Annotated in this window: 19 protein-coding genes and 1 pseudogene; 13 read left to right on the forward strand and 7 right to left on the reverse strand. The window is 71.5% G+C overall.

The window, feature by feature from the left end:
- Positions 1-2: 2 nt before the first annotated feature.
- Both ACIO9K_RS21670 and ACIO9K_RS21675 read left to right on the forward strand, forming a co-directional pair.
- Complete coding sequence (locus tag ACIO9K_RS21670; RefSeq protein WP_400332092.1) at positions 3-521, forward strand: SMI1/KNR4 family protein; 519 nt, start codon at positions 3-5, stop codon at positions 519-521.
- A gap of 120 nt (positions 522-641) precedes the next feature.
- Positions 642-1,289, forward strand: coding sequence for a hypothetical protein (locus ACIO9K_RS21675; protein WP_400332095.1), 648 nt, complete (start codon positions 642-644; stop codon positions 1,287-1,289).
- 142 nt (positions 1,290-1,431) lie between these two features.
- Here ACIO9K_RS21675 and ACIO9K_RS21680 read toward each other — a convergent pair whose 3' ends face one another.
- Positions 1,432-2,391, reverse strand: a complete 960-nt coding sequence (locus ACIO9K_RS21680) for an alpha/beta hydrolase family protein (protein WP_400332098.1) — start codon at positions 2,389-2,391, stop codon at positions 1,432-1,434.
- A gap of 167 nt (positions 2,392-2,558) precedes the next feature.
- Here ACIO9K_RS21680 and ACIO9K_RS21685 point away from each other — a divergent pair, with 167 nt between their 5' ends.
- Complete coding sequence (locus ACIO9K_RS21685) at positions 2,559-3,170, forward strand: TetR/AcrR family transcriptional regulator (RefSeq protein WP_400332101.1); 612 nt, start codon at positions 2,559-2,561, stop codon at positions 3,168-3,170.
- Positions 3,171-4,035: 865 nt separating this feature from the next.
- Here the strand turns inward: ACIO9K_RS21685 and ACIO9K_RS21690 are convergent.
- The 3 genes and pseudogenes from ACIO9K_RS21690 to ACIO9K_RS21700 all read right to left on the reverse strand — a co-directional run.
- Positions 4,036-4,275 (reverse strand): annotated as a pseudogene (locus ACIO9K_RS21690) (ATP-binding cassette domain-containing protein); the annotation flags it as partial.
- A 780-nt stretch (positions 4,276-5,055) separates the two neighbouring features.
- Positions 5,056-5,193, reverse strand: a complete 138-nt coding sequence (locus tag ACIO9K_RS21695) for a hypothetical protein (protein WP_400332104.1) — start codon at positions 5,191-5,193, stop codon at positions 5,056-5,058.
- Positions 5,194-5,436: 243 nt separating this feature from the next.
- Positions 5,437-6,195, reverse strand: a complete 759-nt coding sequence (locus ACIO9K_RS21700) for an SDR family oxidoreductase (protein WP_363627766.1) — start codon at positions 6,193-6,195, stop codon at positions 5,437-5,439.
- Positions 6,196-6,341: 146 nt separating this feature from the next.
- Here ACIO9K_RS21700 and ACIO9K_RS21705 point away from each other — a divergent pair, with 146 nt between their 5' ends.
- Entirely contained in the window at positions 6,342-6,977 is a 636-nt protein-coding gene (locus ACIO9K_RS21705; RefSeq protein ID WP_400332108.1) for a TetR/AcrR family transcriptional regulator, read from the forward strand.
- An 87-nt stretch (positions 6,978-7,064) separates the two neighbouring features.
- On the opposite strand, the gene ACIO9K_RS21710 is transcribed toward ACIO9K_RS21705, so the two are convergent.
- On the reverse strand, positions 7,065-7,331 hold the full coding sequence (locus tag ACIO9K_RS21710) for a hypothetical protein (RefSeq protein ID WP_400332111.1): 267 nt from the start codon (positions 7,329-7,331) through the stop codon (positions 7,065-7,067).
- Here ACIO9K_RS21710 and ACIO9K_RS21715 point away from each other — a divergent pair.
- The 8 genes from ACIO9K_RS21715 to ACIO9K_RS21750 all read left to right on the forward strand — a co-directional run bounded on the left by ACIO9K_RS21715 (position 7,326) and on the right by ACIO9K_RS21750 (position 17,731).
- Positions 7,326-7,652: a PadR family transcriptional regulator gene (locus ACIO9K_RS21715; protein ID WP_363585501.1), complete on the forward strand. Its 327-nt coding sequence runs from the start codon at positions 7,326-7,328 to the stop codon at positions 7,650-7,652. The genes ACIO9K_RS21710 and ACIO9K_RS21715 overlap by 6 nt on opposite strands.
- Positions 7,649-8,551 (forward strand): hypothetical protein, encoded by a 903-nt coding sequence (locus tag ACIO9K_RS21720; RefSeq protein ID WP_363624254.1) that lies wholly within the window; start codon positions 7,649-7,651, stop codon positions 8,549-8,551. Before ACIO9K_RS21715 ends, ACIO9K_RS21720 begins: the two co-directional genes overlap by 4 nt.
- Positions 8,552-9,027: 476 nt before the next feature.
- Complete coding sequence (locus ACIO9K_RS21725; RefSeq protein ID WP_400332113.1) at positions 9,028-9,828, forward strand: maleylpyruvate isomerase family mycothiol-dependent enzyme; 801 nt, start codon at positions 9,028-9,030, stop codon at positions 9,826-9,828.
- A 614-nt stretch (positions 9,829-10,442) separates the two neighbouring features.
- On the forward strand, positions 10,443-11,423 hold the full coding sequence (locus ACIO9K_RS21730; protein ID WP_400332116.1) for a DUF4184 family protein: 981 nt from the start codon (positions 10,443-10,445) through the stop codon (positions 11,421-11,423).
- 9 nt (positions 11,424-11,432) lie between these two features.
- Positions 11,433-14,582: an AfsR/SARP family transcriptional regulator gene (locus ACIO9K_RS21735; protein WP_400332119.1), complete on the forward strand. Its 3,150-nt coding sequence runs from the start codon at positions 11,433-11,435 to the stop codon at positions 14,580-14,582.
- A 371-nt stretch (positions 14,583-14,953) separates the two neighbouring features.
- Complete coding sequence (locus tag ACIO9K_RS21740) at positions 14,954-16,117, forward strand: alpha-hydroxy-acid oxidizing protein (RefSeq protein ID WP_363624262.1); 1,164 nt, start codon at positions 14,954-14,956, stop codon at positions 16,115-16,117.
- A gap of 367 nt (positions 16,118-16,484) precedes the next feature.
- On the forward strand, positions 16,485-17,387 hold the full coding sequence (locus ACIO9K_RS21745; protein ID WP_363585508.1) for a 2OG-Fe dioxygenase family protein: 903 nt from the start codon (positions 16,485-16,487) through the stop codon (positions 17,385-17,387).
- The gene (locus tag ACIO9K_RS21750) at positions 17,387-17,731 is read left to right on the forward strand and encodes a tRNA-binding protein (RefSeq protein ID WP_363624264.1); all 345 of its coding nucleotides are present in this window, start codon (positions 17,387-17,389) and stop codon (positions 17,729-17,731) included. The genes ACIO9K_RS21745 and ACIO9K_RS21750 overlap by 1 nt, the downstream gene beginning before the upstream one ends.
- Positions 17,732-18,136: 405 nt before the next feature.
- Here ACIO9K_RS21750 and ACIO9K_RS21755 read toward each other — a convergent pair whose 3' ends face one another.
- A complete protein-coding gene (locus ACIO9K_RS21755; protein WP_400332124.1) occupies positions 18,137-19,318 on the reverse strand; it encodes an agmatine/peptidylarginine deiminase in 1,182 nt (393 codons plus the stop codon).
- A gap of 144 nt (positions 19,319-19,462) precedes the next feature.
- Here ACIO9K_RS21755 and ACIO9K_RS21760 point away from each other — a divergent pair, with 144 nt between their 5' ends.
- Entirely contained in the window at positions 19,463-20,134 is a 672-nt protein-coding gene (locus ACIO9K_RS21760) for a TetR/AcrR family transcriptional regulator (RefSeq protein WP_400332127.1), read from the forward strand.
- 109 nt (positions 20,135-20,243) lie between these two features.
- On the opposite strand, the gene ACIO9K_RS21765 is transcribed toward ACIO9K_RS21760, so the two are convergent.
- Positions 20,244-21,041, reverse strand: a complete 798-nt coding sequence (locus tag ACIO9K_RS21765) for an ABC transporter ATP-binding protein (RefSeq protein ID WP_363624270.1) — start codon at positions 21,039-21,041, stop codon at positions 20,244-20,246.
- Positions 21,042-21,106 lie beyond the last annotated feature (65 nt).

Raw genomic sequence — 21,106 nt, forward strand, 5'->3', positions numbered from 1 at the left:
GTATGGATGCCACGTTGCGGACTCTCATGGGTCCATCGCAGCGGCTGATCCCGAGTGGTGTGGCGGTGTGGTCGGAGATCGAGGACTGGGTTGGCCGCCCGCTTCCCGAGGACTATAAGGAGTTCGTCGATGAATTCGGTGACTGCCGAATCATGGAGTTCTTGGCGATCCCTCATCCCAAGGGCCGAGATCGCCTGCTCGATTCCATGAAGGGTGATCGGGAATTCATTGAAGTTATGGCGGACCAGTATCGGGACGCATCTGGGATCGTTCCCTTTGATCCGGTCGAGGCCATCGGCTGGGCGAGTCACGATTATGACGGAGATGGCTGTTTCTTCCTGCCGCGAGATGGCGGTCATTGGGCAGTGATGATCGCTTTTCGGCAGCGTCGAATGGTGCTGATTGAAGAGGGTGGGTTCACAGCTTTTATGACCGGCTTGCTGAGCAAGGAGAGAGTTCCGCGAGGGTGGCCGACTGTAGAACAAATTTGGCGGTCAATCGATGACTCGCCAGTGATCTGACGTGGAGTCTTGGTCGCGACGTTAGTAGGTAGAGCGTTGAGCAAAGTTCGGTCGGTCAAGACGTTGGCGCGGTTGGCGTGGCGGCGGAAGAAGCTGCTGCTCCTGCCGGGGAGCGCAACGGTGGCGACGATTGGGGTGGCCGGGCTGGCGATCTGGGCAGAGGTCCGGCTCGGCGGGAGCGTCGTGTTGGGCGTTGCCGCGTGGTGGCTGATGTCGTTCGTCGCCACGTTCTTCAACGCCGCGTTGCTCGTCGCGGCTGACGATGCCCAGCGGGGGCGGCCGGTGGGGATCAGCTCCAGTCTCGCGCGGGCCGCCAGGCGGCTGCGGGTGATCGCCGTGTGGGCGCCGATCGGCGCGGTGATGGTCGTCGGGGCGTTGTTGATGGTTGGCATGGCGTGGTCGCTGGCGTGTTATCTGGTGTTGCCAGCGATGGTGCTCGACGGTGCTGGAATCCGCATCTCGTTGCGGAGTTCCCGCGAGGTGTACCGACGCGACCGCTGGGCGAGCTTCCAGGGTTCCAGTTGGATGGCGATGCCCGTTCTGCTGTCGTTCCCCCTCTCCCTGGTGGTGTTCGTCCTGGGGCTCACAGCGGCCGACCAGGGGCTCGGGGTGCTGCTGATGAGCGGCGCGGCGCTGTGTCTGGGCGGTGGTGTGGCGGTGACGGCAAGTCTGTTCGGTTTGTTCCGGGTGCGGCTGTACCGGGAGGCGACGGGGTGGGAGCCGGAGAAGCGTGTAGGGCCAGTGATCCATGTCTCGGCCGTCGAGTAGCGGCACGTGCCTGTGGCGGTTCGGCGGTTCTCGGCGGCACGCCTGTGTCCATCACTCGCGGGGATCCGGGCGCCGCTGAGCACGACCCGGATTCCCCACGTCGTCGAGGACGGCGCCGGATGACGCACGCCCTCGGCCGCTGCTACCTGGAGTCGACGCGGCCGAGCGGGTCGGCTTCGGCCGCCAGCGCGTCGCATGCGGTCTGCCAGGCGGGGTCTCCGGGGTGGAGCGCGGTGCGCAGGTAGGCCCAGGTGAGCCGTTGGAGCAGCGCGACCCGTGCGGGGTTCTCGTCCGTGGTCTCGGCGACGTCGTATCCGGAGATGCCGCCGAGCCCGTGCTCCGCGTCGAACAGGGTGAGCAGCGACTTGGGGCCGGGGGAGAGGGTGTACGGATCGGTGTGCCACTCCGGCCCCCGGACCGTCAGGTGGGCGGAGGCGTCCTTGTCCCCGGCGACCACGAGCGCGGGCATCGTCATCCGGGAGAAGTCCGGGGTCGAGAGGAAGGGGTAGTTCTCGGCCACCAGCGGGGTGAGGGCGTCACCTCCCCTGCCGGGTGCGGCCAGGAGGACGCCCGCCGTGATCCGGGGTTCGGCCAGGTCCACCGTCGTCCCGTCGTCGGGGTCGGTGAGCCGGGCGCCGAGCAGCAGGCTCGCGGAGTGCCCGCCCATCGAGTGCCCGGCGACGGCGACCCTGCCGTGGTCCAGGCGTCCGAGGAGTTGGGGGACGGCGGCCTCGATCGCGTCGAGCCGGTCGAGGATGTGCGTCATGTCCTCGGCCCGGGACCGCCAGTACATGGGTGCCCCGGGGGTGTCGGGGGCGAGGTCCAGCGTCGTCGAGCTGAGATGGGTGGGCTGGATCACGGCGAAGCCGTGCGCGGCCCAGAAGTTGACGAGGGGGGCGTAGCCGTTCAGCGAGGAGAGGTTGTTCGAGTGGCCCTGGCCGTGGGAGAGGAGGACGACCGGCAGGTCGCTCCCGGTCAGCGGCGCGGAGACCCGCACCTCCAGGTCCACGGCCCGGCCGGGCACCGGCAGGACGACCGGGCTGACGGAGAGGACGGGAACGGGCGGGCCGAAGGTGTCGGCCGGGTGCGTCGATTCGCTCATGGTGCGCATGTCCCTTCAGGGGCCTCTCCCGGCCGGGCCTGAGCGGCCGGCGGCGGGCGAGGCGGTCGGGAGCGTCCGGTTTCGGCTATGCTGAAACCGGAACCTTGTTCCACTTACTATACGGAACGGCGTTCCGCTTCGTCAACGACGATCGGGAGGAGAGCGTGGTGTCCACTGCGGGCCAGTCCGGGGAGACCCGGTCCGGGGAGTCGCCGGCCAGGGGAAGGCGGGCCGACGCGCAGCGCAACCGGCAGACGCTGCTGGCCGCCGCCGCCGAGGTGTTCGTCGCCTCCGGCGTCGACGCACCGATCCGCGAGATCGCGGCCAGGGCGGGCGTCGGAACCGGGACGATCTACCGCCACTTCCCGACCCGCGCGGACCTCGTCGTCGCCGTCTACCGCCACCAGGTCGAGGCCTGCGCCGAAGCCGGCCCGGCCCTGCTGGCCGAGGCCGACTCCCCGTTCGCGGCACTTCGCCAATGGGTCGACCTCTTCGTCGACTTCCTGGTCACCAAACACGGACTCGCCAACGCGCTGCAATCGGACGGCGGCGGCTTCGACGCGCTGCACGCCTACTTCCTCGACCGCCTGGTGCCCGTCTGCGCCCAACTGCTCGCCGCCGCGGCCGAGGCCGGCGAGACCAGGCCCGGAACGCAGGCCTACGAACTGATGCGCGGCATCGGCAACCTCTGCGCCGGCCGCGACGACGACCCCCGCTACGACCCCCGCCGCCTGGTCGACCTGCTCCTCCAGGGCCTCCAGCGACCGCCGTCATCCTGACGGGCCACGGCCTTCCGCAACCGTGAGCTCTCCTCGGTTCGGCCGGTCCTGGCCGGCGTGGCGTGGATGGACCTGATCACTATGCCCCGCCCCGGCTGCGGCCGTGGTGCCCAGCTCGTGTTCGACGGCGGTGAACGCCTCGTCCACCACGGGCGGACGGATCGGTGCTGGTCACCAGGGGCGGAACTGCTGCTCGGGCCCTCTCAGGCCAACCCGCCAAAGCGGGCTGTCTCACCCAAGGCTGACAGAGAGGGCCAGTGCGGCGGGCAGGTGCACCACGAGTGTGAAGTAGAGGATGGCGGCGGTGCCCGCCAAGCGCGCGCCGCCGCAGGTCGTCCGCAGCGGCGCGCGTACCGGGTCGGTGCTACGGCGCGGTGACGCTCGGCTGGCCGCCCGCGCCGAAGGCCCAGCCCTCCACGTCGCCGGGGGCCGGCTGGTAGCTGGCGGCGCCGAGTTCGCTGTAGGAGCAGGCGCCGCCGTGGGAGGCGTGCCAGTAGGACCAGTACGCGGTGGCGGGGGCGCCGTTGCACGGGTTGGGCTGGATGTCGATCTGGCAGATGAAGCCGCGGAAGCGCGGCACGAAGGCGTAGTTGAAGCCGGCGCTGGTGAGTGCGTCCAGGCCGTTGGCCGGGGAGCCGAGGGCGCAGCCGGTCTGCACGGTGCCGCCGAGCGCGGTGAAGTCGACGACGACGGTGACGCCGCTGGTGCCGGCGCAGGCGCCGCTCTGGGCCTGGGCCTGGGACGCGGCGGCGGCCGAGGTGCCGAGCAGGGCCGCGGTCAGGGCCGCGGCACCGGCCAGCGGGGGCGGCGGGTGGGAGCTGCGGCGGGGGCGTCGGGCGCGGTTCGGGTCACGGGAGTGGCCTCCCGTCGGGTCCAGCGCGGAGGTCGGCTCGTCGAGCACCAGCACCCGCGGGTGGGCCGTCAGCACCGAGCCGATCGCCACCCGCTGCTGCTGGCCACCGGAGAGTTCGCGCAGCGCGCGGTGGCGCAGGTCGGTGAGGCCGAGCAGGTCCAGGGTCTCCTCGACCCGCTTCCGCATGGCGTCGGCCGGGACCGCCAACTGCTCCATGACGTAGGCGAGTTCCTCCTCGAAGGTGCCGGTCACCCCGTACATCGCGGCCAACACCATGACCGGTGGAACCGGCCTGCCGCCGATCCCGCTCAATCCCAACCAGACCGGTGTGGTGAACGTCCCGAAGCTCCCCACTCCGGTGTCGGCGATCTTCGCCAACATCTACGTCTCCCCGACCCGCACCGGCGGGAGCGGATGGTTCACGCCCTACCCGGACGGTGGGACCAAGCCCGACAACCAGATCGCCTTCAACGAGTCCCGCCCGGTGTCCATGGGCGCGATCATCAGCGTCAACAACCAGACCGGGAAGTTCGACCTGTACTACGGCGGCGGCACGGGCGCCGTCCAGATCAACGTGATCATCCAGGTGCTGGGCTACTTCACCCCGACGGCGACCCTCGGGGCGTTCACGCCCGCCGCCGGTTCGATCTACGACAGCAAGGGCGCCACCATCCCGGCCGGGGCCACCGTCAAGGTGCCGGTCGCGGGCATCAGCGGCGTCCCGGCGGTCGACAACAGCCTGCTGGCCGCCGCGCTGAACTTCCGGGTGAGCTCGGCGGCCTCCGGCAGCCTGACCGTCGGCGCCTCCGACCGGCCGCTGCCGCTGGGCGCCGCCGCCAACTTCAGTGGGGCGGACCAGACCTACTCCACCCTGTCGAACGTGCCGATCAGCGGTGACGGCAGCATCAACGTCAAGAACAACGGCAGCTCGCCGATCACCCTCCTGGTGGACCTCGAAGGCTGGTACACCGGGACCCGGCTGCCGATCTCGGTCGATCCGGACGGCACGATCCACTACAACAACGTCTTCGCCTACGGGCTGAACATGCCGGACCTCACCACGGTCGCGGAGTCCGGCACCATGCAGTCCGACGGCACCTGCCTCTTCGCCAGCTCCTCGGCCGCCACGGACGCCGCCAGCGCGGCCAGCCGCTCGGGAGTCGCCACCATCGGCCGGGCGCTGAGGAAACGCGGTTCATGCTCGGCCTTGGGGAACATCGGTACAGCCGTTATCGGTGAGAACGATCATGGTCGTCCAGCACAGTGGTCACCGCCATCCTTCCGGCCGCCGGCGCCCTGCGCCCGCTTCGGGACCCTGATGCGCCAGAGCTGGACGAGGATGAGGACGAGTCGGTCGGCTCGGAGTGAGCCGGGGCCGTCACTGCCTGCTTCCCTACCGACCGTCGCCCGGCGTCACAGGAGAGCGCCGCCGGAGACCTCGATGCGCTGGGCGGTGACCCAGCGCAGTCCCTCGGAGGCCAGCGTAGCGATGGCGTCGCCGATCTCCTCAGGTTCGCCGACGCGGCCGAGCGCGGTCTGTCCGGCCAGAACCTGGCGCATTCCGGCGTCGTCCCGCATCGCTCCACCGTTGAAGTCGGTGGCGGTCGGCCCCGGGGCGATGGAGTTGACCCGGATGCCGCGTGGTCCGAGTTCTGCGGCGAGGGTGCGGCTCAGAGCTTCGACGGCGGCCTTCGACGCGGAGTAGGCCGAGGTGGCGGGGCTGGTGTGGCGGGTCAGTGACGTCGAGACGTTGATGACCTGGCCGCCCTGGGCCAGCAGCGGTACGAGCGACTGGATGAGGAAGAACGTGCCCCGGACGTTGGTGCCCATCACCGTGTCGAAGTCGTCGATTGTGACAGTCTCCAGCGGCCCGAAGACTCCCACTCCCGCGTTGTTGACCAGGATGTCGAGCCTCGAAGTACCCCAGCGCTCCAACTGCGCGCCCAGTTCGGAGGTGAAGGACGCGAAGGAGGAGACGTCGCTGATGTCGAGCCGGAGAACAGCGGCAGTCCCACCCACGGCCCGCACCTGTTCCGCCGTCTTCTCAGCCCCGGCCACATCGCCGCGGTGGGTGACCACGACCCGCACTCCGCGTGTGGCCAGGGCGATGGCCGCGCTGCGCCCGAGGCCGCGATTCGCACCGGTCACCAAAGCGATCTTGTCGATTGTCATGAACTTCCTCCACCGTGCGACAACCAGGATCCGCCCAGGTGTCACAGATCAGAGGCGAGTCACTTGACTCGCCTTGTTGGTGCACCGTAAGCGGGCCCTCGAGGCGAGTCAAGTGACTCGCCTCGGGACTGCGGCATACTCTCCGCATGGCAGCAGAACTCACCGCGCATCACCGCAGGCTCGCCCAGCAGAAGCGCGAGGCGATCACCTCCGCGGCCACAGAACTGTTCTTGGACCGTGGCTACGCCGGCACTTCCCTCGCACGGATCGCCGAAGCGGCCGGGGTCTCGAAGTCCACCCTGTTCAAGCGGTTCCCCACCAAGGCGGCCCTCTTCGAGGCCATCGTCACCGAGTCCTGGCAGCGTGACGCCGGCGATACCGCCGCCCGGCCGCAGGCGGGAGATCTGCGCTCCGGGCTGACAGCCATCGGCCACCGCTACGCCGACCTGATCAGCCAGCCCCGCATGACAGGCCTGTTCCGGATCGTCATCGCCGAACTGCCTCGTTTCCCCGAGCTGGGACGGATGCAGTTCCAGCTCGGCAAACTGCCCTACTTCGCCTCCGTCCAGCACTACTTGGAATCCGAGCATGAGGCGGGCAACGCTGATGTGCCCGACGCTGAGAGCGCCGCGAACCAGTTCCTCGGCATGATCGCCAACTACGTCCTGTGGCCCCGCATGCTGCTGACCGGCTGGAACCCCGCAGCCTCCGACATCCACAACGCCGTCGAAGAGGCCGTCGAGACCATGCTCGCCAGATACACCCCCGACCCGCCGGCCTGACCCGAAGCCGGAACTTCGACACTGACGCGCAATGCCAAAGACCGCGACGCCTTCACCCGCGATACCTGTCGGCAAACGAAGGCGAGCTCAAGCGGCCAGCGCATCACCGCTGTTCAGGAGCACCCCCTCGACCTCGGCGACAGCACCCCCCGCTTCGAACCGTTCCTCGGCACGCTGCTCCGCGGCCTGCCCGCGCAGGAACCGGGCGTCGAACGGAGTGGCGAATGACGCGCCGAACGACGCGCCGAACGGCGATAGGCCCCGACGCCGCACCTCGCCTCGGGCCTGGCCGACCGCGTTGAGATGGTCCGGCGGAGTGACTATCTTCGTGAGGTGAGTGAACGTGTGATGCAAGAGCCCACCCTGATGGTGCTGACCGCCCTCGCGGACGCGCCCCGGCACGGATACGCGATCGCGCAGGAGGTCAAGACGATGACCGGCGGCCGGGTCGCGCTGCGCACGGGTGCGCTGTACGGGGCCCTGGACCGGCTGCTGGCCGACGGCCTGATCGACATCGACCGCGAGGAGATCGTCGACGGCCGGGCCCGGCGGATCTTCACCTTGTCCCCGGCGGGGCGGGAGCGGCTCGCGGTGGAGGCCGAGCGCCTGGCCGCGGCGGCGAAGGAGGCCACCCGCCGCCTGTCCGTCGCCGAGCCGCCGGCGGCCTCCGCATGATCGAGCGCGTCCTGCGGCTCTATCCCGCCGCCTACCGCCGGGCCCACGGCGGGGAGATCGTCGCGACCTTCCGCGAGATGACCGCGGGCGAGCCGCTGGGTTCGCGGCTGCGGGAGGGCGCGGGTCTGGCGGCGCACGCGATGAGGATGCGGATGGGGCTGGGCACGGCCGCTCCCGTCGCGAAGGTCCTCGCGCTGGCGTACCCCTTCGCGCTGGCCGCCGCGGCCGCCGCCTGCGGCCTGCACCTGCTGACCTGGTACGCCGACGTCGTCTCCTCGCCCGCCCCGTTGGGGGTGCGACTCGGAGCCGACCTGTCGGGGGCGTGGGGCGCGCTGCTCGTCTCGTCGCTGGTCGTGGTCGCGGGGGCGGTGGCGGCGCTGGCCGGCCGGTGGCGCTTCGGGGTGCCCTGCGCGGTGGCCGGGCTGCTCTCCTTCGCGGTGGCCGCGGTGGTCAGCGGGCCGGGGTTCGGTGACCCGGTGGTCACCCCGGCCGCGATGGTCCTGGCGGCGGCCGTGCTGCTCGCCTGCCCGCAGGACCGGCGGGCGGAGGGCGTCGCGGCGGGGCGGGCGGGCGCGGCCGCCGCCGTGGTCGCGCTCGTGGTCGTGCCGCGGGCGGCCGTCGCCGCGCACGGGGTGCCGTGGGTCAGCACCGACTACGGGTGCTGGCCGCTGGTCGTCCTCGCCGCGACCGGTGTCGCGCTGACCTGGTCCAGTGGATCGCGGGGCGGCCGCGAGCTGGCGGCGATGGCCCTGGCCTCCCCGCCGCTGCTCGCCCACGCCTACACGGTGGCGTGGGGCGAGGCGGCTGTCGTCGCGTGCCTGGTGGCCGCGTTGCCGGCCACCGCGGTGGCCGCCGGGCTCGCCGGCCGCCTGAAGCGAAGCGGTCGCATCCTCCGCTGACCGGCAGCTCGGGGACGGTGCAGCTGGGCGATGACCGGCACGCGGTTCCCGCCGGCCGAGGCCAGCAACATCATCGCCCGCCGGTAGCGCACCGAACCCGAACTCGCTCACGCAGACGACGATCCGAGTCCCGCACACGGTCGCATCTGCCGGTACGGTGACACGACCGTACTCACTGCGGTCCTGGGCGTCTCGCTCGGTCGCACACCGCGTGGCGAAGTCGTCCTCGAGGCGCGACACAAGGTCTCCGAACAGCGCGCACCGGGTGGACGTCACGTCGCCGAGGTGCCCGGCCGCGCGGCGAGGCCAGGGCACCCACCGGTACGACGCCTGGCGTACCGCCACCACCGGCGTCCTCGCAGCAGTGCGCAGCTCGTCACCCGAGGGGTGGGAGGCGAGGACGTCCGCAGCGGCCAACCGGCGGCGACTGTGAAAATCGCTGCCCGATCACCGGAGCACGGTGATAGACATCCGGCGTGGAAAAGAATCTTGAGTTCCCTGACCTGCTGCGACTGATCGATGAACGGTCGACCGCATTCCGCGCCGCGGTCGCCGCCGCGCCCAGTCTTGACGCACAGGTGCCGACCTGCCCCGGGTGGACGCTGTTCGATCTGGTGAAGCACCTGGGCGGGGGAGACCGTTTCTGGGCCGCCATCGTCGGCGCGGGGCCCGCCGACGCTCCCCCGGCCGAGGCCGTCGCCGCGCGCGCCGCGCTGGAAGTGCCGCGGGAGCGTGAGGCCCTGCTGGCCTGGCTGGCCGCGTCGACGCAGCTTCTGCTGGGCGCCCTGCGCGAGGCCGGACCGGAGAGCGGTTGCTGGACGTGGTGGCCCGCGTCGCAGTCGCCGCCAACCTCCGGCGGTGTCGCCCGGCACCGGGTCCAGGAGACCGCGGTGCACACGTACGACGCCCAGCTCGCCTGGGGCGCCCCGCAGCCGCTGCCGGTCGAGGTGGTACTCGACGGTGTGGAGGAGTTCCTGTTCACCGTCTGCGGAACGCCGAGTGCCTGGCCGCACAAGCCCACGGCCTTCGACTTCCACGCCGCCGAGGGCCGCTCCTGGCGCCTCACCGTCGACGGCGACGGCGCACGCACCACCCGCATCCCCGCGCCCACCGCCGCGACCGGCGAGGACTCGGACGCAGCCGGCGCCTCCGTCCACGGCACGGCCAGTGAGCTGGTCCTCTACCTGTACGACCGGATCCAGGCCGACTCCTTGCACGTTGACGGAGACGCAGGGCTGCTCGACCTGCTCCGCGCCTGGGAGCCGGAGGAGAAGTAGGACGTAGCGGTGCCGACGACGGCGTCGTTGCCCGGGGCCAGTACCTCGCCAGCGCGTGAGCGGGCGATGGCCCACTCGTTCCACTCCCGCTCGGCCGCGGCCAGCTCCGCCTGGAGGCGGTCGGCCTCCTCCCGCAGATCGTCGGCACGACGGCGAGCGGTGAGCTCACGCTGTTCCAGCAGTCCCATGATCGACGGCATCCTCGACCTCCACCAAAGCGAGGACACGACACGTCACCACTGCCACGAGACCGCCGACCTTATGCCTGACCAGCGAGAACGCAGTCCTCAAGCCCGGAAAGACGACAACCTCTCTGCACCGGGAAGTCGGGTTCGACCGGGTGGCGTTCGGTGCTTCCTTCCAGGGCATCGAGTTCGCGGGTGGTGAGGGTTGGCTTCTGCGAGCGGACCCGCCGCGACCGTGACGGGGAGGATGCCGGATTCCGGACGGCGTTCAGGCCCATCTGGCCTATCAGGCCTTGGGCATCGACAGCACGGTCGCCCGCCGCAGCCGGAGCCGCGAGGGATGACGCGGCGCATCCGCCAGAGGTCATTAGTCCGTTTGACGTAGCATTCCGTTCGACGGACTATTGGGGTCTGCGCGAGAGGATGCTCATGCCGTTCACCCTGGCCCACCCCGCGGCCGTACTGCCGTTGCTGCGGAGACCCTTCAGCCGGGCCGCGCTGGTCGCCGGAGCCGTCGCACCGGACCTGCCCTACTTCGTCGTCACCACGGGACTGCCCGTCAGCGCGCAGTCCTGGTACGAACCCTTCGTCAACGCCACGACCTCGCACAGCGTTCCGGGCGCCGTCACCGTCGCCCTGCCGTACGCCCTCGCCCTGTGGGGACTGCTCCGCGCCGGCGAACGCCCGCTGGCGTCCCTGCTGCCGCTGCCGCTGCCGCTGCCGGAGCCGGAGCCGGTGCCGGTGCCGCTGCCGGAGCCCAGCGCCGCGTCGTGGCTCCGCACTGCCGGCGCGCTGGCGCGGCGAGCCGGGTGGATCGTGCTGTCCGCCCTGATCGGCATCGCCACGCACCTGGTCTGGGACGCCTTCACCCACTTCGACGGCTTCGTGGTCACCCGTACGCCCTGGCTCAACTCCACACTGGTGGGCGGCCTCACCTGGGCGCGGGCGTTGCAGCACGCGAGCACGATCGGCGGCCTGGCCGCCATCGCGGTGTACGTGTGGCCGAGGCGGGCCCGCTTCCTCTCCGCTGAGGGCCGCACGAAGCCCGTCGGTGAAACCCGGCGCCCCGTCCTCCTCGCCGTGGCCCTGGTCACGCTCGTCGGAGCCGTCGCCCACGCCTGGCGGTGGCTCGCCGGCCCGGAGGCGGTGACCGACGGGCTGCCGCTGAGCGCCGTGGTCGAAGGGGTGCTGTCCGACGCGGCGAAGGGCGCGGGCGCCGGCCTGATCGGCAGCCTGACCCTGTACGTCCTCATGTGGTGGAGTCGGCGCGCCCTTGCGGCAACCCGCCTCCGCCGGGTCAGAGTTGACGCAGTACGCCCGGGCCCGCAGGGAGAACGCGGGGCCGTTCACCGACAATCGGAACACCAGGCAGAGTCCGATGGCCGGAGCGGTACCCGGCCGACCAGATGAGGGGAACACGTGCGTCCAGATCATGATCAGGATTCGCTGAGCTTCGCGTTACTCGGCGAGCTGCGGGTCCGGCGCGCCGGCACGGACCTGTACCTCGGCGGCCCGCAGCAGCGGTCGGTACTGGCCGCCCTGCTGCTGCGCCCGAACGCGGTCGTGACGGTCGACGAGCTGATCGACGGCCTGTGGGGAGACCGGCTGCCCGGTGCGCCCGACACCAGCTTGCGCACCTACGTGTGGCAGCTGCGGAACCTGCTGGAGCCCGTGCGCACGGCGCCCAGGGTGCTGGTCTCCCGAACGGGCGGCTACCGTCTGGCCGTCGAGCCGGACCGCGTGGACCTGTGGCGGGTCAAGCGCTTGCAGGAACTGGCCGGGACGTGCGCCGCCGAGCGCCCGCAGGACGCCCGGAACGCACTGGGAGAAGCCCTGGCCCAGTGGCGCGGGGAGCCGCTCGCCGGCCTGCCGGGGCCGCTCATGTGCCGCGAGCGGGAACGGCTTTCGCGGCTGCGCCTCACCCTCCTGGAGGAGCGCCTCGCCCTCGACGTGGCCCTCGACGCTCCCTCCGGCTACCTGTCGGAGCTGGAGCAGCTGGCCGGTGACCACCCGCTCCACGAGCGCCTCCAGGAACTGCTCATCCGCGCGCTGCACCGGCAAGGGCGCGCGTCCGAGGCGTGTGCGGTCTACGACGCGCTTCGACTACGGCTGGTGGAGCAGCTGGGGATCGAACCGGCGCCCGCGCTCACGGAGTTGTGTCACGATCTGGGTGTGGATGCCGCCATGCGATCGAGGGCCGCTGCACCCGGTCCGGACTTACGCCCAGACGTACCGTTATCGCCCGCGTCGGCTGACCGAGGCGCCGAACGAGACGTCGAACGAGACGTCGACCGCGGCGCCGAACGAGACGTCGACCGCAGCGCGGGCGATGCGGCCGACAGTGAAGCCCTGGACCAACTCCCTCCGGTGCTGGCACAGTTCATCGGACGGCAGGAGCACATCGCCGGAATCGGACAAGCGCTGACCGGGCAAGCACCGGCCGGACGGACCAGCCCCGCACTGCGACTGGTGACCGTGACCGGGATGGCCGGGGTGGGGAAGACGACCCTCGCGGTGCGAGCCGCCCACACCGTGCGCCCGGACTTCCCCGACGGCCGGCTGTACGCGGATCTGCGCGGCGCCGACCTGGTGCCCGCGAACGCGTCCGACATCCTGGCGGACTTCCTGACAACGCTGGGCGTCCGGGCGGCAGTTGTGCCCAAGGACCTCGAAAGCAGGTCGGCGCTGTTCCGGACCGCCAGCGCGGGACGACGGCTGCTCATCCTCCTGGACAACGCACGCGACGGGGCCCAGATCCAGCCGTTGCTGCCCGGCTCGTCGGACTGCGCCGTCATCGTCACCAGTCGCACGGTGCTCACCAGCGTGCCGTCGGTCCTGCACGTCGCGCTGGACGTGTTCAGCGAGCCCGAGGCGATCGGCCTGCTCGACTCGGTCATCGGCGCGGCACGCCGGTCCGGACAGGGCCCCCAGGCCAGGATGCTGGTCGATGCCTGCGGCCGGCTCCCCCTGGCCGTACGGATCGCCGCGGCCCGGCTCGCCGCCACCCCGGACCAGCCGATCGCCGAACTCGTCCGGAGCCTGGCCGACGACCGCGAGGGCATCGACGCCCTGCGCACGGGCGACCTGGCGATCGAGCAGGTCTTCGAGCTCAGCTACCGGCTGCTCCCACCACCCCTGGCCACGGCGTTCCGGATGCTCTCCTGGGCGGAGCCCGACCTCGGTCTGGCGTCGGCAGCCGCAGTCCTGGGCCTGGCGGAGTACCAGGCGGAGCGGCTCGCGGAGTCGCTGGTGGACCAGGCGCTGCTGGAGTCGACGGGCGCCGGGCGCTACCGCTACCACGACCTGGTGCGCGCCTTCGCCCGCCGGGCGTCGCTGCGGACCGGCGACCACGAACGGGCCGGCGCCCAGCAGCGGCTGCTGACCCATCTGCTCGGCTGCGCCCGTACGGCCTTCACCCTCGCCGTACCCGGCGACCCGGTCGCCGACGTCTTCGGCGAGCCGCTCCAGCAGTCGGCCGCCCCGGCTTCCTTGCGCCCCTCGGTATCCCCGGTATCCCCGGTATCCCCGGTCTTCGCGGATCTGGCGGACGCCCGCCGGTGGGCCCGGACCGAGACACCCGGCGCCGTGGCGCTCGCGGCCGCCGTCGCGACGGACACCCTGCGCGCCCTCGCCGACGGCAGGCCCTCGGCGATGACCGACCTGCGGGCGGCCGTCAACCTGCTGATCGCCCTCAGCCCGCTCGGCCTCGGCGCCGTCGGCGGCCGAGCGGAAGACGCCACCCGCACGCTGATCGCCGCCGCCGTCGCGGCCGGCGACCGTTGCGCGGAGGGCCGGTCGCGGTTCCTCCTCGGCACGGTCCTGCTGGCCCGGGCCCGGCTCGGCGAGGCCGGCGCACAGGCCCGGCAGGCGGCCGAAGCCTGCCGGGAGGCGGAGGACCCGGCCGTTCTCCGGCAAGCCCTCAACGACCTGGGCCTCATCGCCCAGGCCGAGGGCCGGCACGAGGAGGCGATCGCCGCCTTCGACGAGGCGGTGGCGCTCGCCCGGCAGCTCGGCCACCGGTCCGGCGAGGTGGCGAGCACCGCGAACGCGGCCCTGTCCCGCATCCGCACCGGCCACGTGGCCACGGCGGTTCAGACCTGTCGGCGGATCCTCGCCGAACCCGGGGGGACCGCCGACGTCGCGATGACCGCGTACGTGCACTACGTCCTCGGCCTCGCCTACCAGGAACTGGGCCGACTCGACGACGCCGCGGCGCAGCTGCGGTCCTGCATCTGCTGCGCGGGCGTCACCGGCGATCTCAACCGGGAGTCGGCCGCCCGAAGCCGCCTGGCCGACGTCCTGCGCCTGCTCGGACGGCTCGACGAGGCCGTTCAGCAGGCGGAGCGGGCACTGGACCTCGCAGAAGCAGGTGGGCGACAGCGCGAACGCGCTCTCGCCCACCTGGTGTTGGCCCATGCGATGACCGCCCGCAGCGACCACCACGCCGCCCGGCATCAGGAAGCGAAGGCGCGCCTACTGCTCAGCCGCCTCAGCGCCCCGGAGGCCGCCGACGTGACGTCGATGCTGGCCGCCCTGGCGACCGCCGACCGGACCCCTCACCCCCGGTAGCGGATGACGAGACCGGTGCCGTTCCACGCGATGCGCCCCGAGAGGCAGTGCACGTCGGCCGACCCGCCGCAGGCCTGCGCCGACGGCTCGGTCGGCGAGCCCTGTCGCACGGGGGCCCCCGCGCCCACGGCAACAGCGCCCACCACCGGCACCAGCACGGCCGCACCGGCAACAGCCGTACGGACAACAATCGTTCGAAACACGGATGACGCTCCCTACGTACCTATGGCAAGACGTCCGAACGCTCGCAGGGGCCGGTAGACATCAGATCAACGCAACCGTCACTCCCGTCTCTCCCGTCACTCCCGCACACGGACACGGACACGGACACGCACACCGCACCGCACCGCACCAACAGGAGGTTGGGAACCATGGCCCAGCAGTTCGGTGACTACCAGAACGAGATCTACTTCGAGGGCCTGCGCGGGGTGCAGCCCGCCCTGCCGATGACGTACGCCGGGCTGGAGGCCGGGGCGCAGGCCGCCCTCCCCCCGTCGATCTGGTCGTACGTGGCCGGCGGCGCGGGGGACGAGCACACCCAGCGCGCCAACGTCCGGGCCTTCGAGCGGTGGGGCCTCTACCCCCGGATGATGGTCGGCGCCGCCCGTCGCGACCTGACCGTCGAACTTTTCGGCCACACCCTGCCCTCGCCGCTGTTCCTGGCGCCGGTCGGCGTGATCGGCCTCTGCGCCCAGGACGGCCACGGAGACCTCGCCGCCGCCAGGGCCGCCGCCCGCACCGGCGTGCCGATGGTGGCCTCCACCCTCACCGTCGACCCGCTGGAGCAGGTCGCGGCCGAGTTCGGCGGCACGCCCGGCTTCTTCCAGCTCTACACCCCGACCGACCGCGACCTCGCCGCCAGCCTGGTGCACCGCGCGGAGGCGGCCGGCTTCCGGGGCATCGTGGTCACCCTGGACACCTGGATCACCGGCTGGCGCCCGCGCGACCTCGCCACCTCCAACTTCCCCCAGCTGCGCGGCCACTGCCTGGCGAACTACTTCACCGACCCGGTCTTCCGGGCCCGCCTGGCCAAGGCCCCCGAGGAGGATCCGGGCGCGGCGATCCTGGAGTGGGCCGGTATCTTCGGCAACCCGCTGACCTGGGACGACCTGCCGTGGCTGCGCTCGCTCACCGACCTGCCGATCATCCTCAAGGGCGTCTGTCACCCCGAGGACGTCCGCCGGGCCCGGGACGGCGGCGTCGACGGCCTCTACTGCTCCAACCACGGTGGCCGCCAGGCCAACGGAGGCCTGCCCGCCCTGGACGCGCTGCCCGCCGTGGTCGAGGCGGCGGGCGCTCTGCCGGTGCTCTTCGACTCCGGGGTGCGCAGCGGCGCCGACGTGGTCAAGGCGCTCGCCCTCGGCGCCACCGCGGTCGGCGTCGGCCGCCCGTACGCGTACGGGCTGGCGCTCGGCGGCGAGGACGGCATCGTGCACGTGCTGCGCTCACTGCTGGCGGAGGCCGACCTGCTCATGGCGGTCGACGGCTACCCGGCCCTGGCCGACCTGACCCGCGAGGCGCTGGTGCGCCTCTGAGACGCCGACGGCCGACGGCCGAAATTCACGACACGTATTCGGTGGCGATGCGGTCCGTGCTTCCCCGGACTACGTGAACCCGGTTGTGTGAAAGCGGTCCTGACCGGATCTTTGTGGTCGGCTTTGACCGTCAGGAGTTCATGTGTATGACTGGCCGTCACTTGACTGTGATCTGCGGGTTCGTGGAGCCGTCAAGACCTTGAATCAGCCATGAAGCGCACGTAGATCCATCGTTGACTGATCATTGATCAGCTGCTCGTAGGTTTTTCTCGTCGGAGGCGATCGGTTCCGCCCCAGGGTGGACGTCACCGATGACACGAGAGCCTTCGGGGAGTCGTCCCCTGAACCGGAACGGAGTATTCATTCTATGAACACCAACGACCTCGACCAGGTCATATCCGAGTTGACCCGGATCAAGAAGGAGTATGTCGAGCAGCGTTCGGCTTTCGTCCCTGGAGAGCGCATGGCCGGCTTACTGAAGGGGCTCGGTGCCACCGATGCCGACCTGGCCCAGCTCCAGCGGGTGAGCGACGACCTGCCGGACGACCCCACCCTCCCCTTCCGCCAGTCGAAGAACGGCCGCTTCCACTTCGACGTGAAGAACGGGACGATCGACCGGGGCGAATTCCAGCCGTTCGCGCTCTCGGCGGACGAGGACTTCGTACGCCATGACTCCGGACAGAAGCGTGAGTTCGCGGAGGTCGGTGACGACCTCCAGCTGAACCGGGCCTTCCAGGGGCTGCTCCTGTTCAAGGCGTTCATGGTCCAGGACGTGGAGATCGCGCACCGCCCGAAGCTGGACTACGACTACCCCGGCTGGGTGTGCACCCTGTTCAACCTGCGGACCGTCACCACGCCCGAACTCGTCGGCGAGCCCGCCCTCGAAGGGGTGCACAGCGACGGCGTGGACCACACCATGACCACCCTGCTCGGCAGTGAGAACATGACCGCCGACAGCGCGATCACCTTCCTCCACGACATGCGGCAGATCAACGCGGTCCGCTGGGACGAGGTCGAGCCGGAGCTCGTCGTGGGCCAGTACCAGCACCGCCACTTCCTCGACACCATGCTGGTCGTCGACCACGAGCGGAAGCACAGCCTCTCCCCGGTGGTCGCCGCCGACCCGCAGCAGACCTCCACCAGGGATATGCTGATCTTCTTCACGCGGAAGCCCGCCCTGGAGGGTCACATCTCCCACACGCACGACTCCCTCGCCTGCCACTCCGCCCTGCCGATGTCGGTCGGGTTGCTTCCCTCGGTGATGGTCTGATGGCGGCGGACGGGATCACGATCACCGACTTCCTGGACGTCGACATCCGTGCGGGCCGGATCGTCCGCGCCGAGGCGTTCCCGCGCGCCCGCCGGCCCGCGTACAAGCTGTGGATCGACTTCGGCGAGCTGGGCGTTCGGAAGTCCAGCGCCCAGATCACCGACCTGTACGCGCTCGATGACCTCGAAGGCCGCCTGGTGATGGCCGTGGTGAACCTCCCGCCCCGGCAGGTCGCGGACTTCATGTCCGAGGTCCTCGTCCTCGGAGTGCCGGGCGAGGGCGGCGGCGACGTGGTCCTGATCGCCCCGGACCGGGAGGTCAAGCCGGGAGCGCGGCTGCTCTGACGGCGAACCGGCAGGTCACCGGCCGGACGACCGGACCGGGCCGGGGACGCCGCGGAGGAGCGGCCTGACGTCACCCCGCGGGAGCCCGGGGGAGATTCCCCCGGGCCTCCCGACCGGCCGGCCCGGTCCCGTTCGTGGAGGGTGAACAACCTCTTCCGGCGCACCCCCGCCGGCCGGGTCCTGCACTGATCGTTCAAAACTCCGTCCGCGCATGCCGGGGAAGCCGGGGCCGGTCGGGGCGGGGGTGATCCTGGCGTCCAGGGTGGGCAGGGCGCTGACGATGTCGCGGTGGACGAGGTGTTCGGGCGTGCCGGCCGGACGCCCGGGGCAGTTGCGGGGTGGCCGGCGCGCACGCCTGCGCGTGGCCGGTGGGCCGCGCCGGTGTGCGCGCCGCTCCGCCGGGTGTCAGACGGCGGGCTGTTGCTGGGTGACGCAGTGGATGCCGCCGCCGCCGGCGCCGAGGTAGTCGATGTCGAGCTGCTCGACGGTGCGTCCGGGGAAGAGCCGGGCCAGGGTCGCCCGGGCGGCGGCGTCGGCCGTGCTGTCTCCGAACTGGGCGGAGATCACGGCGCCGTTGCACGCGTAGTAGTTGGCGTAGGAGGCGACGAAGTTCTGGTTGGTGGAGCGGATCTTGTCGTAGTCCGGGCCCTGGAGTCTGGTCACCGCGGTCGGACCGCCTGCGGCCGTCGTGGCGGCGGACAGGATCTGGTACTGCTCGCGCGCGTCGCTGGCCCACGCGTCGGTGTCGGTCGCCAGCGGCATCTGGACCAGCCCGGCGCCGGGGGCGAGGAAGCGCGAGGTGGCGTCGACGTGGTCGTCGGTGATGTCCTGGTTCCTGATGCCGGTGAACCAGATGACCTTGGACGCGCCGTAGGCCTGGCACATCGCGGTCTCGATCTGCGCCTGGCTCATCCCGGGGTTGCGGTTGTCGTTGACGATGCTGCTGCGGGTGGCCATCAGGGTGCCGGCGCCGTCCTGTTCGATGGCGCCGCCTTCGGCGATCAGGCCGGCGGCGGTGAACGGCACCCCGACGTAGGCGGCGATGCGCCGGGCGACCAGCGCGTCGTTGGCGTGGGTCTGCCGGTTTCCCCAGCCGTTGAAGTTGAGGCCGACGGCGTCGAGGGCTCCCGGCCCGTCGGTGCGGAAGACCGGGCCGGTGTCGCGCATCCAGCAGTCGTCGACGGGGATGGTGGTGATCACGGTGACCGACGAGCCGCACAGGGAGCGGGCCTTGGCGGCGCTCGCGGGGTTGGCGCACATGATGACCGGCTCGTACTTGGCGATGGTCCTGGCGATCAGCGCGATGTTCGACTGGACGCCGCCGAGCTGGCTGCGCCAGATCGCGGTGCTGTCGGGCCAGGCCATCCAGGTCCGGGTGTGCCGCGCGCCGTCGATCGGGACGGCGAACGCACCTGCCAGTGCGGTGTCCTCGTTGCGGGAGCTGCGGAGGCCGGCCGCCGTGGCGGCTGAGCCTGCCGCCGACGTCACGGCCAGGCCGGCGGCGGTGAGGCCGGCCGCGGTGAGGAACTGTCGTCTGCCCAGGCCGGGTCTGTCCAGGCCGGGCCTGCTCGGGACGTGATCGTTCATCGGGTCCTCCGGTCAACTGCCCGTCTCGGCAACGGGATTGACTCGAAAGGTAGAACTAACCGAGCGCTCGGTCAATTATCTGCGCAGGATCGGACGAGGATTCCTGGAACGGGGGCGTGGCCGGACACGCCCTAGAGTTGCGCCATGGCGACAGGCGAGAAGGAACAGGTTCAGGCGGCCCCCGTGGTTTCGCAGGGGCGCACGCGCTCGTCGGCCAAGGGGGAGCAGACCCGGTCGCGGCTCGTCTCCGCCGCCCGGACCCTGCTGGCCGGCGAGAGCGCCGGGCGCTTCACCACGCGCAACGTCGCCGCGCTGTGCGGCGTTTCGCACGGGATGTGCCACTACCACTTCCGCGACCGCACCGATCTGATCGTGGCGGTGATCGAGGACATCCGGCCGGAGTGGATCTCCCCGCTGGAGGTAGCGGTGGACGGCCCCGGCGACTTCGCCGAGCGGGCCGAGCGCGTGATCGGCCTGCTGACCCGGGGCGAGAGCCCGGACCTGTCGCACCTGCACGCGGCCCTGCACTGGCACGCCCTCAACGACGAACGCGTCCGGGGGAGTCTGGAGCAGGAGTACCTGCGCTGGCGGTCGTGCTTCGTCCGGCTCTTCCAGGTGCTCGCCGACGAGCGGGGCGGCGGCATCGACCCGCGACCCCTGGGCGAGGCGGTCGCGGCGGCGGTGGACGGCCTCGCGGCCATCCAGTCCCTCGACTCGAACGTGGACGCGGCGACGGTGCTGGGGACGCTGGTGCGCGCGCTCGCCGGAGCACCGTCCGGGACGGCACAGGCCCCGGCCGACGCCGGGACGGCATAGGCCCCGGCGTCGTCCGCCCGTCGGCCGGACGACACCGGGGCCCCGTGGAGTCCGCCGACCCCGCGGGACCCCGGCAGTCCGGGAGGGCCCGGCAGTCCGGGGGGCCCGGCTACAGGGCCCGGCGGGCGGCCGCGATGGACCGCGGGTCCCAGCCCGGCCTGGGCACGGAGTCGAGCAGCAGCCGGGTGTAGGCGTGCCGGGGCCGGGCGAGGACCTCGGCGGTGGGGCCGGACTCGACGATCCGGCCGTGCCGCATCACGACCACCTCGTCCGTGACGCACCGGACGACGCCCAGGTCGTGGGTGATGAACAGGTAGCCGATGCCGGTCTGTTCGCGGATGTCGGCGAGCAGGTTGAGGATCTGCGCCTGCACCGAGACGTCGAGGGCGGCCACCGCCTCGTCGAGGACGAGGACGGCGGGCTCGACGGCCAGCGCGCGGGCGATGGCGACGCGCTGGCGCTGGCCGCCGGAGAGCTGGCGGGGCAGGGCCTCGGCCTCGCGCTCGCCGAGGCCGACCTGGTCGAGGAGTTCGGCGATCCGGCGGGGGTGGTCCGCGTCGGGGAAGTGCAGCCTGAGCGTTTCGCGCAGCGCGGCGCCGACGCTGGTGCGGGCGTCGAGGGACAGGTACGGGTCCTGGAAGACCATCTGGACCTCGCGGGCGCGGGCCAGCCGGTGGGCCCGGCCGCGCCGGTGCTCGGTGCGGTCCCGGCCGTGCACCAGGACGCGCCCGGAGTCCGCCCGTTCGAGCCCGACGACGATCCGGGCGGTGGTGGTCTTGCCCGACCCCGACTCGCCGACGATGCCCAGCGATCCGCCTTCGGCCAGGGTGAAGGAGACGTTGTCGACCGCCTGGACGCTCCCGTAGGCGCGGTGCAGGCCGACGGCCTCCAGGACGGTCTTCGGCATCGTCGGCTCTCCTCCGGGGCTCGTCGTGACGCGGCTTGTCTTGGCGCGGCTCGTCTTGACGGGGC

Source organism: Kitasatospora sp. NPDC087271, assembly GCF_044744605.1.
Taxonomy (GTDB): Bacteria; Actinomycetota; Actinomycetes; order Streptomycetales; family Streptomycetaceae; genus Kitasatospora.